The sequence below is a fragment of the Sphingobacterium faecale genome (assembly GCF_016746095.1).
GTDB lineage: Bacteria > Bacteroidota > Bacteroidia > Sphingobacteriales > Sphingobacteriaceae > Sphingobacterium > Sphingobacterium faecale.
In genome coordinates, this window is the sequence record NZ_JAERTY010000015.1 from 41,695 (window position 1) to 54,569 (window position 12,875).

General features: G+C 39.5%; 13 protein-coding genes. 6 read left to right on the top strand and 7 right to left on the bottom strand.

Annotated elements, in window-relative coordinates; translation table 11 throughout:
- The first annotated feature begins 177 nt into the window (after positions 1-177).
- The 3 genes from JKG61_RS21405 (at position 178) to JKG61_RS21415 (ending at position 2,775) form a co-directional block, all read left to right on the top strand.
- Positions 178-711, top strand: coding sequence for a plastocyanin/azurin family copper-binding protein (locus JKG61_RS21405; protein WP_202105053.1), 534 nt, complete (start codon positions 178-180; stop codon positions 709-711).
- 132 nt (positions 712-843) lie between these two features.
- Entirely contained in the window at positions 844-2,250 is a 1,407-nt protein-coding gene (gene lpdA, locus JKG61_RS21410; protein ID WP_202105054.1) for a dihydrolipoyl dehydrogenase, read from the top strand.
- Between the two features lie 114 nt (positions 2,251-2,364).
- Entirely contained in the window at positions 2,365-2,775 is a 411-nt protein-coding gene (locus tag JKG61_RS21415; RefSeq protein ID WP_202105055.1) for an acyl-CoA thioesterase, read from the top strand.
- 28 nt (positions 2,776-2,803) lie between these two features.
- Here JKG61_RS21415 and JKG61_RS21420 read toward each other — a convergent pair whose 3' ends face one another.
- Positions 2,804-3,130 carry a DUF3817 domain-containing protein gene (locus JKG61_RS21420; RefSeq protein WP_202105056.1) on the bottom strand — a complete coding sequence of 109 codons (327 nt, stop codon included), beginning with the start codon at positions 3,128-3,130 and terminating at the stop codon, positions 2,804-2,806.
- 263 nt (positions 3,131-3,393) lie between these two features.
- On the opposite strand from JKG61_RS21420, the gene lpdA (JKG61_RS21425) reads away from it, so the two are divergent.
- The gene (gene lpdA / locus JKG61_RS21425; protein WP_202105057.1) at positions 3,394-4,782 is read left to right on the top strand and encodes a dihydrolipoyl dehydrogenase; all 1,389 of its coding nucleotides are present in this window, start codon (positions 3,394-3,396) and stop codon (positions 4,780-4,782) included.
- A gap of 49 nt (positions 4,783-4,831) precedes the next feature.
- Here lpdA (JKG61_RS21425) and JKG61_RS21430 read toward each other — a convergent pair whose 3' ends face one another.
- From JKG61_RS21430 to JKG61_RS21450, 5 genes are read right to left on the bottom strand one after another with little or no spacing between them, the layout of a single operon-like run.
- A complete protein-coding gene (locus JKG61_RS21430; RefSeq protein ID WP_202105058.1) occupies positions 4,832-5,842 on the bottom strand; it encodes a LacI family DNA-binding transcriptional regulator in 1,011 nt (336 codons plus the stop codon).
- A 46-nt stretch (positions 5,843-5,888) separates the two neighbouring features.
- Positions 5,889-7,412, bottom strand: a complete 1,524-nt coding sequence (locus tag JKG61_RS21435) for a S41 family peptidase (RefSeq protein ID WP_202105059.1) — start codon at positions 7,410-7,412, stop codon at positions 5,889-5,891.
- Positions 7,413-7,433: 21 nt separating this feature from the next.
- Positions 7,434-7,991 (bottom strand): HAD family hydrolase, encoded by a 558-nt coding sequence (locus JKG61_RS21440; protein ID WP_202105060.1) that lies wholly within the window; start codon positions 7,989-7,991, stop codon positions 7,434-7,436.
- Positions 7,988-8,458 carry a hypothetical protein gene (locus tag JKG61_RS21445; protein ID WP_202105061.1) on the bottom strand — a complete coding sequence of 157 codons (471 nt, stop codon included), beginning with the start codon at positions 8,456-8,458 and terminating at the stop codon, positions 7,988-7,990. The genes JKG61_RS21440 and JKG61_RS21445 overlap by 4 nt, the downstream gene beginning before the upstream one ends.
- 8 nt (positions 8,459-8,466) lie before the next feature.
- Positions 8,467-9,120, bottom strand: coding sequence for an ABC transporter ATP-binding protein (locus JKG61_RS21450; RefSeq protein ID WP_202105081.1), 654 nt, complete (start codon positions 9,118-9,120; stop codon positions 8,467-8,469).
- 141 nt (positions 9,121-9,261) lie between these two features.
- Between JKG61_RS21450 and sucC the strand changes: the two genes are divergently transcribed.
- Entirely contained in the window at positions 9,262-10,458 is a 1,197-nt protein-coding gene (gene sucC / locus JKG61_RS21455) for an ADP-forming succinate--CoA ligase subunit beta (protein ID WP_202105062.1), read from the top strand.
- A 163-nt stretch (positions 10,459-10,621) separates the two neighbouring features.
- Entirely contained in the window at positions 10,622-11,797 is a 1,176-nt protein-coding gene (locus JKG61_RS21460) for a calcium:proton antiporter (RefSeq protein WP_202105063.1), read from the top strand.
- A 7-nt stretch (positions 11,798-11,804) separates the two neighbouring features.
- Here the strand turns inward: JKG61_RS21460 and tsaD are convergent, their stop codons facing one another.
- The gene (gene tsaD / locus JKG61_RS21465) at positions 11,805-12,809 is read right to left on the bottom strand and encodes a tRNA (adenosine(37)-N6)-threonylcarbamoyltransferase complex transferase subunit TsaD (RefSeq protein ID WP_202105064.1); all 1,005 of its coding nucleotides are present in this window, start codon (positions 12,807-12,809) and stop codon (positions 11,805-11,807) included.
- Positions 12,810-12,875: the final 66 nt, after the last annotated feature.

Here is a 12,875-nt window from a genome sequence, read left to right on the forward strand (position 1 = left end):
TTTATTTTTAGTACCTTTAAGCGTTATATTTCACAACTGACAGAAGTTGCTTAAAGTTTGTTTTCTTGACTAAAGAGCCTTCCTTTTAGCTCCATCTAGTTAAACCAAATGAAACGAGTATGGTCAGGACATATTTTAAAGTCCAAGGGCTTGTACTTTTAATTTAATCACATTTCAATGAAAAAACTATTTTTTATCCCTGTCCTAGCTGCAGTTGTCTCTTTAGCAGCTTGCGGAGGAAACAACACCAAATCAGAAAGTTCAACGCAGAACAACACGGAAGAGACTGCATCGGAGTCTACTGTAGAGACGGTACCTGGTATTGAAAACGTAACGATTTCAAACAACTGGACTGTAGAAGGTAATGACCAAATGAAATTCAACACGGAATTGATCCGTGTAAAGGCAGGAGAACCTTTGGAATTGACATTGAAAAATGTGGGTAAAATGCCAAAAGAATCAATGGGCCATAACCTGATAATATTAAAATCTGGGGTGGACCTCCCTACTTTCGGCGGGGAAGCAGCAGCAGCGGCAGATAACGAATACATTCCTAAATCGGCATTGTCATCTATCGTAGCACACACTAAACTATTAGGCCCAGGTGAAGAAGACAAAATCTCTGTAACTTTGGAAAAAGGAGTATACACCTATATCTGTAGCTTCCCGGGACACTATGCATTAATGCAAGGTAAAATCGTAGCGGAATAATATTACATTCCCTCATAAATTATAAAAGGCACGGTTTCGTGCCTTTTTATTTATGAGGGTTTTTTGACTCAATATTTTGGAATTACTTGGAGATAAGTCTTAACTTAGCCTCAAAATTTAAAATTCGCAATCATGCAATACGATGTTATAGTTATAGGTAGTGGTCCTGGCGGTTATGTAGCCGCTATCCGTTGCGCTCAATTAGGTCTAAAAACTGCAGTAATCGAAAAGTACAGTACGTTTGGGGGAACTTGTCTTAACGTAGGCTGTATCCCTTCCAAAGCTTTACTTGATACTTCAGAGCATTATCACAATGCAGCTCATTCTTTTGCGACTCATGGAATCAGCCTTAGCAATCTTAAAATAGATGTTAAGAAAATGATCGAGCGTAAAGATGATGTTATAGCCCAAAATACAGCAGGAATCACTTATTTGTTCAAAAAGAACAAAATCGACTCGTACGAAGGTGTAGGTTCTTTTATCAATAAGAACACGATAAAAATTACTAAAAAAGACGGTGCCACAGAAGAACTTACAACTAAAAATGTAATCATCGCAACAGGTTCAAAACCGACAGCATTGCCATTCTTACCTATCGACAAACAACGTATCATCACTTCTACAGAAGCCTTAAACCTTTCTGAGGTTCCTAAACACCTTATCATTATTGGTGGTGGAGTAATCGGTCTCGAATTAGGATCTGTTTATGCTCGCTTAGGTGCAAAAGTATCTGTAATTGAATACGCTAAATCAATCATCAGTACAATGGATGGTGGTCTAGGTAAAGAATTACAACGTGTTCTAAAAAAATCTTTAGGCATGGAGTTTTTCTTGGGACACAAAGTAACTGGAGCAACAGCAAAGGGTAAAAAAGTAACTGTTACTGCTGAAGATAGTAAAGGACAGGCAGTTTCTTTCGAAGGTGATTACTGTATCGTATCTGTAGGACGTGTAGCTTATACAAAAGATCTAGGCTTAGAGAACATTGGCATCACTCCAGAAGAGAGAGGCAATAAAATCCCGGTAAACGATCATTTAGAAACAGTTGTTGAAGGCGTATATGCTATCGGCGATGTGATCAAAGGAGCTATGTTGGCCCACAAAGCAGAAGACGAAGGTATCTATGTTGCTGAGCGTATCGCTGGACAAAAACCACATATCGATTACAATTTAATCCCTGGGGTGGTCTATACATGGCCAGAGGTAGCATCAGTAGGTCAGACTGAAGAGCAATTAAAAGAAGCAGGTAAAAAATACAAATCAGGATCATTCTCTTTCAAAGCGTCTGGTCGTGCGAAAGCATCTGGAGATACAGACGGATTTGTTAAGGTATTGGCAGATGCAGAGACAGACGAAGTATTAGGTGTACATATGATTGGTCCACGCGCGGCAGACATGATTGCTGAAGCAGTGGTAGCGATGGAATACAGAGCATCTGCAGAAGATATCGGTAGAATCTGTCATGCTCACCCTACGTTTACCGAAGCATTGAAAGAAGCTGCATTGGCCGCCACGGCTAATAGAGCTATCCATGCTTAATCCTAGAAGAACTTAGAAAAACAAAAGAAATGCCTTTTGCTAAAACCGTTCAATAACACGGACATAGGCGAAAGGCATTTTTCCTTTATAAAAACTTAGCTTAATTTTACGCCTATGAACTTTCACACACGAAAATGGGTAAAACCTGAGGATTTGAATCCCAACGGTTCTTTGTTTGGTGGTACACTATTGCGATGGATTGACGAAGAAGCGGTAATCTACGCTATTGTACAATTAGGAAATCCACATGTGGTTACGAAGTTTATTTCAGAGATAAACTTTGTCAGCTCAGCGAAACAAGGGGATATCATCGAACTGGGAATAACCGCCTCAGAATTTGGAAGGACCTCCATTACTATGCGATGCGAGGTAAGAAATAAAATAACCAGAAAAACGATACTATCTATTGATAAACTGGTTTTTGTCAACCTCGATGCTGAAGGTACACCAACACCTCATGGCAAAACAGAAATCACTTATGCCTATATGAGTGTAGACAAATTTACAAAGGACGGATCATCGTAACATCCTTTGTAAAATAGGTATATCTTATTTAAACCACCTTTTGGGGAGCAGCTATTTCCTTCTTAACATCGCGTTCGACCCAAAAAGAAACGACAGGAATCAATGATACCACAAAGTACTTGACCACTCTCGAAAACTTCCAGTTGTAAGTCTGCCAACAGGCAAGCAAAAGTATCACAAACAATACCACCAAGAAACCATGAATAGACCCAGCAATACGAACTGCACCGTTTCTTATATCATCAGGAACTTCCATAAAGTGATGTAAAACATACTTAATAGGCATAGCAATAAAGAATAGAATAATCGTGGAAATAGCCTCCCAAAGAGCAACTTGCTGAAAAATACGTATCATGGTATAAATTATTTTCAGCAAAAATAAACCAATCTTTGACCTCTAAGGTATCATTTGATAGAATTGACTGGCCTTTGACAATCTATTCCTCTGGATCTCATGTTTTTATTCATTACCATTTAATTGTCAGATAAAGTATGGAGCACCTTCAAATACGGTCTTTAGAAGCCAAAAGAACTGAAACAGCAGCCAATAATACCGATACTTTCAATAAAAAAACGTATTTTTGATAGCAAATTGTTTAATATAAATACAGAAAATATATGAACTACGACATCATCGTGATTGGAAGTGGCCCAGGCGGTTACGTTGCAGCCATACGTGCAGCTCAACTAGGCTTTAAGACTGCCGTTGTAGAGCGTGAAGCTTTGGGTGGCATCTGCTTGAACTGGGGATGTATACCGACCAAAGCTTTATTGAAAAGTGCACAAGTTTTCGAATACCTAAACCATGCTGAAGAGTACGGTATTAAAGTACAGGGTGGAGAGGCAGACTTTGGTGCAGTTGTGAAAAGAAGTCGCGGTGTTGCTGACGGTATGAGCAAGGGTATACAATTCTTGATGAAAAAAAACAAGATTGATGTTATATTGGGCACTGCCAAAATTAAAAAAGGTGGTAAAATCGATGTAAAAGCAGCAGACGGAAGCACTAAAGAATACACGGCAAAACACACTATCCTAGCGACCGGTGCACGTTCGAGAGAATTGCCAAACCTACCGCAAGATGGCAAAAAAATCATCGGATACCGTCAGGCAATGAACCTACCAACACAACCTAAATCGCTTGTAGTTGTTGGTTCTGGTGCAATCGGTGTTGAATTTGCTTATTTCTATAATGCAATGGGTACTAAAGTAACTATCGTAGAATTTATGGACAGAATCGTCCCTGTTGAAGACGAAGAAGTATCTAAACAACTAGAAAAATCACTGAAGAAAGCAGGAATCGATATATTAACAAAATCTGAAGTACAGTCTGTTGATACAAGCGGAGCGCTTTCTAAAGTAAGCATCAAAACGGCTAAAGGTACGGAAGTAATCGAAGCTGAAGTCGTACTTTCGGCTGTGGGTATAACACCTAACATTGAAAACTTAGGTCTAGAAGAAGTTGGGGTAAAAGTAGATAAAGGTCGCGTATTGGTAGATGACTACTACAAAACAAATATAGACGGTGTATATGCAATAGGTGATATCGTAAAAGGTCAAGCTCTAGCACACGTAGCTTCTGCAGAAGGTATAACCTGTGTGGAGAAAATCAAAGGTCTACATGTAGAGCCGATTGATTACAACAACATCCCTGGATGTACTTATTGTTCTCCTGAGATTGCATCTGTTGGATACACAGAGAAAGCTGCACGTGAAGCTGGATATGAAGTTAAAGTTGGTAAATTCCCTTTCTCAGCTTCAGGTAAAGCTTCAGCAGCAGGCGCTAAAGACGGTTTCGTAAAACTAATCTTTGACGCCAAATATGGTGAGTTTTTAGGTGCACATATGATTGGAGCTAACGTTACTGAAATGATAGCAGAAATTGTTGTCGCTCGTAAGTTAGAGACTACAGGTCATGAAATGATTAAATCAGTACACCCGCACCCAACGATGAGCGAAGCTATTATGGAAGCTGCCGCTGATGCATACGGAGAAGTGATTCACCTATAGTTTTTTACAAATAAAAAAAAAGGCAGATTATTAATAATCTGCCTTTTTTTTATTTGAACACCAACTTGGATGGAAACACAATCTCCTGAAGTCCTATTTTATCACTGTTATCGAGGATATCAAAAAGTATCTCTGCGGCCTTCCTTCCCTGCTCATCGGGATATTGTTCTATACTTGCTAAAGGAGGATTTTCCATATACTTCCAAAGCGGATAATTAGCAAAGCTTATAAAGTGCATATCCTGACCTACACCAATCCCCTTACTACGTGCGTACCGTATAACATCTAAGGTAACATAATCATTAAAAGAAACTATCGCAGATGGGCGCTCAGGCAACACACATAATTGTTCCATCGCGATGTGATTTCCTTCTTCCGTAAGGTCGGTATGTACTACATATTTTTCGTTATATTCATAACCCTGTTTTCGCAGAGCTTCACGAAATGAAGATGTTCGTTCTGTTGCTGCCAACAATGTTTCGGGACCATTAATCAGCGCTATATTCTTATGTCCTCTAGAGACAAAAGCCTCAATTGCCTCCTCCATACCGGAAGCTAGATTACAGTAAACCCGATTTACAGCAGCAGATTCAGGTACACAGTCAAAAAAAACAATGGGTATCTGCGAACTTGCTAGGATATCTACAAAACTCAAGTCAGTCGTATTTTTGCCTAATGACATCAATATTCCATCGACACGATGCTTCTTAAATGTAGTAATAATTTGATTCTCCCGATTAGCATCGTCCAATGATTGTCCCAATAGCACCGTATATTTCCTATCTTCTGCTACAGCTTCAATTGCACTGATTGCCGAAGAGAAAAAAGGCTCTGATAAAGTAGGCAGAACCACTCCTATTGTAAACGTTTTTCGTTGCTTAAAAAATATAGCCGTCTGATTGGGTTCATAATTCAACTCTTCGGCCATTTTTTTTACCCGCATTGTCGTGACCAATCCGATACTGGGATGATCGTTGAGGGCTCTTGATACCGTAGACGGTGATATCTTTAGTTTTCTTGCTATTTCTTTAATCGTAGTCGGTTTGTTCAACTTCGTCATGACACAATTCTATTTATAATAAACCTCCTCATACCCAAAGATAACTTTATTCTTTTAACCGCAAAGTTTCCTCATTAAACTTAAACATACCTAGGTCACTGACCCTTTTATTTACGTTCATGATATTCCTACTATTCTCATTACGGATCCTATCGGCAGTTGCAATAGCTGATTTTGTAGCGGTTGAATAATAACCCTTCGTGATATGAAGAATTGCTTCAGCAATGAAGCCCTCTTGTGGATCTCCAAAATCTTTCAAAAAATCCTCTCTGGTGGTCTTGTTTAATGCCAATCCGCCAAAATAATCACCAAAAGCATCCGCATTAAACATCTGAAAAGATGTCGCATAAATCTCCACCTTTTCTTTACCTCTTTCAATAGGAATTCCAAAAAAGCCGACCGGCTTACCGTAAGTCTTTTCAGAACCTATAACCTGCACATTCATATATGGCTTCAAGACATTGATTAAAAGCTCGCTAGCAGAAGCCGTTGACTTTGTCACCAAAAAATAAACAGTACCAAGATTCAAATTGCCCTTTTTCTGAAAATTTACTGGACCGAAAGCACTGTCTTGTGCAGTCCATTTAAAATCATCACTCAAGACTTTGTTAACTTTGCAAGTGTACATTCGCTTTTTGTCCGCTGAAATCGGTACAATCCTATCCGCTAGATATTCGGCTGTATTTACTGCCCCTCCCCCATTATACCTCAAATCTACAATTAGCGAATTAACTCCAGTCGATTCAAAATCTCTAAACACCTTCTCAAAATCTGTATACATCTGTGTATAAGCACCTTTATTTATAATATTTACGAATGAGCTAAACGCCAAATAGCCAATTTTCCTACCTTCAACTTCGAGAACCTTATTACTCAGGATAGGATTAAGTCTATACTGACTACTTACAATAATCTTTTCCGTATCGATTGATGTCGGCGTACGCCACCTTACCGTTATCGACGAAGATGACAATGCGGCATTAATACTCTTAAAACCCTCTGCCTTTTGCACATTGTAATCAATCCTTGAGTTACCATTAATACTCAATATACGATCCCCTCGTCGAATTCCCGCAACATAGGCTGGTGAATTGATATCAACCATACGAACATACAAATAGGCATTATTTCCATTATTATAAGCTTCCTGTGTCTGTAGATAAAACACAGACATCCCAAAACTGGTGGACACCGCATCTTGTATCTCGCTACTCACCACACCTGCTCTATCTAGAAAACTGTAACGATCAATAGGTTTGTTTGTATTGGGATCATTTGGCGTCAATGATACCAAAAAGTCTAGAACATCTTCCGCTGTTTCATACTTTTTGGTCAACGATCGCAAAGTAGATGGAGTCGAAATATCGTTAACATTCCTAGGGATAAGGTATTCCTGCCATAAAGACAAAAGCTTCATATAGTAGAGGGTAGAATCTTTAATAAAACTCTCATCCGTTTCTACATCTTCAACTTTTGGAATTTCCTCGTCGCGCTCAATTCGATCTTTTTTACATCCAACAAAACTAGCTAATAACACTAAAAATGTGATGTAAGCAACAATTCTCCTCATATATTTCCAATTATTTTTAGACTAAATACCTTCATCCACAAAGACAACGTCTTCTTTGTCAATACCATATTCTGATGCAATATAATCAATTGGCACCAAAGATTTAAACTCAAGCTCATCGACAAAAAATACTTTTAACAGATGCTTGATCGAATCCGCCTTTCCCCACTGTAAAAACTTCAATTTGTTTAATTGCTCAACAGGGTTACCTTTTGTCAATACCGCAACCTGCTTTTTCTCTCCTACCAGTCGGACCAACAGATCGGCTTGTGCTTCAGGTAGTATCAACTTAAGTGGAAGCTGTGCATTAGCCTGTAAGCGCTGCAAATTGACCTCGTACTTATCATCGATTCCAAACATCAACTTTGCTGCCGGAAACACGGCTTCCTCACCATGATAGTCATACACTTTCTTCATAAATTCGGCCATATCACTAGCCCTGGCAGCACCTTCAGTAAATTCATAAAAACTACCGAACAGATAGTAGACCTGCAATAAATAATCACGTCTAGAAAAAAGCACATCGTCCAATTCGAACAAATAAAGTACTTTATCAAAAGAAATTTCGCTTAACTTCATTTGGAAACTGCTAATATAAATGAATCCCCAGAGTCGGACAGCATGCCCAGACCATTGAAGTCAACAGACTCAGATCTACCGCTCAAAACATCATATCCTCCTACAAAAAGACTTAATTTAAGCTCCTTTGCTGGATTGTCTAAAACAGAAAGCGACTTCAAATTTTTAATCCCAGGGCATAAGACCCGAATTCCATATTCCTCGAAAAGAATTAAAGAGCTACTCAATGTAGCTATTTCATCTATATCCAGAGGCAGAACGTAATCACACCCAAAATCCAAGGCAGTTTTAAGGACTTCATGTGCATAGGTTGGACTAACTCCTTCTGGTATTTTATGATATCGATTTCCGAACAAAGCGGGCACCTCATCAGAAGTCGCCAACACCAATTCAAATTTTCCGGATAATTGTTGCGCTACACGCATCGAAAAAGAGCGCGTGGCACAAGTCAGTAAAAGTTTTTTCATGTAGTTTTCTAGCCGTAAACAAGTCCGTCTCGCATATGAATCGTCCGGTCTGAAATACTGGCCAGCTCTTCGTTGTGTGTGACGATAATAAACGTTTGATTCATCGAATCCCGTAGATTAAAAAATAGTTGATGTAATGATGCTGCATTCTCGGAATCTAAGTTCCCAGAGGGTTCGTCCGCTAGCACCAAGGAAGGGTTGTTAATCAATGCCCGTGCTACGGAAACGCGCTGTTGCTCGCCTCCCGACAGCTGGCTCGGCTTGTGGTGCGCGCGCTCCGTCACCCCCAAAATATCTAATAGTTCCATCCCCTTTGCTTCAGCCTTCTGTTTGGAAGTCCCATTAATAAAAGCTGGGATGCAAATATTTTCTAGAGCCGTAAACTCGGGCAACAGATGATGAAACTGAAACACAAAGCCAATATGTTTATTCCTAAAAGCACTCATTTCGTTGGCTGAAAGGGTATGTATGGCTGTATCATTGATAAAGAGCTCCCCCTTATCTGCCTTATCCAATGTACCGATAATGTGCAAAAAAGTACTCTTACCAGCTCCTGACGCGCCGACAATAGAGACAATCTCGCCACGCTGCACCTCAATATCAACACCTTTGAGGATAGCGAGTGAACCAAAAGACTTATGAATATCTGTTGCTTTAAGAATCATATGGCGAATTTACTAAAAAGAATGAAAATCTATGGCTTTATAACAGCTACCTATCTATATTGCTTTAATTAGGGATTCAAAATAAAGCCTTGCCTCTTCCGAATAAAAACCCTATTTTTACGTCAAATTTTTTTATCAATGAACATTCACGAATATCAAGGAAAAGAAATACTTAAGAGTTTTGGTGTAAGAGTCCAAGAAGGAATCGTTGCTGAAACGCCTGAGCAAGCAGTTGAAGCTGCTAAGAGAATGAAAGAAGAATTCAACTCGGATTGGGTTGTGATTAAAGCACAAATTCATGCAGGTGGCCGTGGTAAAGGTGGTGGTGTAAAGTTGGCTAAAAACCATGATGAGGTGTTGCAGCGCGCAACCGATATCATCGGTATGCAACTTGTTACTCCGCAGACTGGTCCTGAAGGTAAAAAAGTTAACAAAGTGCTCGTTGCACAGGACGTTTACTACCCTGGTGATAGCGAAACCAAAGAGTTCTACATGTCTGTATTGTTAGACCGTGGTACAGGCCGCAACATCATCATGTACTCTACAGAGGGTGGTATGGATATCGAAGAAGTAGCTGAGAAAACTCCGCACTTGATCTTCAAAGAAGAAATCGATCCTAAAGTTGGCTTACAAGGATTCCAAGCACGTAAAATCGCCTTCAACCTAGGTTTGACAGGTGCTGCACATAAAGACATGGTTAAATTCGTAGCTGCTTTATACAAAGCTTACGATTCAATCGATGCTTCTATGTTTGAGATCAACCCTGTATTAAAAACATCAGATGATAAAATATTGGCTGTTGATGCTAAAGTAAATTTAGATGAGAACGCATTATACCGTCATGCTGACATCGCTGCTATGCGTGATATCACAGAAGAAGACCCAACAGAAGTTGAAGCTGGAGAATCTAACTTGAACTATGTTAAATTAGATGGTAACGTAGGCTGTATGGTAAACGGTGCTGGTCTAGCAATGGCTACAATGGATATCATTAAGTTGGCTGGCGGTGAGCCTGCAAACTTCTTAGACGTAGGTGGTACAGCAAATGCAGAAACAGTAAAAGCTGGTTTTAACATAATTTTGAAAGATCCTAACGTAAAAGCTATCTTAATTAACATCTTTGGTGGTATCGTACGTTGTGATCGCGTAGCACAGGGTGTAATTGATGCTTACAACGAAATCGGTAACATTCCAGTGCCAATTATCGTACGTCTTCAAGGTACAAATGCAGCAGAAGCGAAAAAATTAATCGACGAATCTGGGTTACAGGTTTACTCAGCAATCTTATTGAAAGAAGCTGCTGAATTGGTAACAAAAGTATTAGGAGATAAATAGACTTTCAACAATAATATAAAAAAGGGGTGAAATAAATTTCACCCCTTTTTTATTACTCTATATTTTTTAAGACCAACACCGCTTCAAACGAAAATATGATATCTGTAAAACTGATTTTTAACATATGTAAAAATTTATTACTATTATAAAGCCGATTTTTGTAATGTCAATACTATATATATCAGAAGCAACTATGAGCGCTATTCTTTCAAAAAAGACAATAATCAGATTAGTCATTATTTGGCTCGTCGTCCTAATATTTAGTCTTTTCGGACATACTTTCAATCAGGAGTTAAGTCCAACGAGTGGAACGGTATTATTTGTCTTACTACTAAGCACGATTATATACTCTTCATTTGGAGTGGTCAAGGAAGCTGATGAATTGGCCCATAAGCTAGGCGAGCCCTATGGTACACTGATACTAACACTATCTATCGTCTCTATAGAAGTTATTCTCATCTCGGCAGTAATGTTAGGCCCAGGTGAATCCGCAGAAATTGCCAAAGATTCTATTTTTTCGGTAATGATGATTATCATGAATCTCGTTGTTGGGATATGTCTATTATTCGGTGGATTGAAGTATGGGGAACAGGAGTACAATGCGCAAGGAACCATGACCTATCTATCCATGATCATCATGCTGTCTGGGATATCGATGCTACTACCAAACTTTATCCAAGGTGCTGGAAATGGCATTTTCTCCAATGTGCAGGCGATCGGCATATCTAGTCTTATCATCATACTGTATACGTTCTTTCTTGCCTACCAGATGAAAGGCTATAGACACCTTTATCTGCAACCGTGGCAGGGACAGATGGAAATCCGCTATAAAGACAGGAACCTAAGGACTAATGAAGAGGAAAGTAATGGAGGCAATGTGGATAAAAAGGAAATCATAATACGCAGCATGTTGCTCATCACGATAATACTCCCTATTGTATTGCTATCACATCATATGGCTAGTGTGGTAGACTATGGAATCAAAACGACCAATCTTCCTCCACTCTTGGGCGGTATTCTAATTGCGATTATCGTATTTACCCCAGAGTCGATGACAGCCGTAAAAGCTGCGCTGAACAATGAGTTTCAACGGGCGATCAATCTTTGTCACGGGGCTTTTGTCTCGACAGTAGGACTTACAATCCCCTCCGTACTTATCATCGGTTTAATAACGGGTAAGACCGTTGCATTAGGACTTACCGCGACAGAGACGATTTTATTCGTTATAACACTCCTATTGAGTCTGATGAGTTTCTTAGGCAAACGCACGTCCCCTATCCTGGGTGTCATGCATATTGTCCTATTCGTTCTATTTATTCTTTTGGTATTTAACCCTTAACGATAGATTATCCAATGGGCATCCGAGCCAACGGTCCGATGTCCTGGCCTACAAAATCTTTCTTAAGATATTTATGATAACCAGCGATGGCAATCATCGCTGCGTTATCTGTACAGTATTCGAATTTGGGGATGAATACATTCCATTTATAACGCTCCCCCATTGCTAATAGCTCTGTGCGTAATCCCGAATTGGCAGATACGCCACCAGCTATTGCAATATTCTTTACCCCCGTCTGCTTCGCCGCTTTCTTGAGCTTATTCAGCAAAATAGACACAATACGCCCCTGTACAGACGCACATACATCATCTCTATATTCTTCCAAAAAAGAGGGATTTTCAACCACTTTACGTTGCACTAAATAGAGTATGGCGGTCTTAAGTCCGGAGAAACTAAAATCCAATCCCGGTATCTGAGGCTCGGGAAGACTAAATGCTTTTGGATCGCCCAACTGTGCATACTTGTCAATCAATGGCCCTCCTGGATAAGGCAGGTTTAATATCTTTGCAGTCTTATCGAAAGCTTCCCCTGCGGCATCGTCCAATGTCTGTCCGATCAACTCCATATCAAAATAATCCTTGACCAATACAATCTGGGTATGTCCCCCCGAAACAGTCAAACATAAAAAAGGAAAAGAGGGGCGAGGATCATCAATAAAATGAGCTAGAATATGCGCTTGCATATGGTTGACTTCAATCAGTGGAATCTGACGCGCAAGAGCAAAGGACTTCGCAAAAGAGGTACCGACCAATAATGAACCCAATAACCCTGGTCCTCTTGTAAAAGCAACCGCATCTATATCATTTTTTGTAACTTTGGCCTGTATTATTGCTTGGTCTACGGTCGGTATTATATTTTGTTGGTGTACCCTCGATGCTAATTCAGGAACTACACCGCCATATTTCGCATGAATTGCTTGACTCGCAATAATATTTGACTTAATTTCACCATCTATACAGATGGAGGCTGAAGTTTCATCACAAGAAGATTCTATTCCGAGGATAATTGCCATTTGAGGAAGTAATTTTAAAATACAAAAGTATCAAAAAAATACTAAAAATAACGCTAATAACTCTCG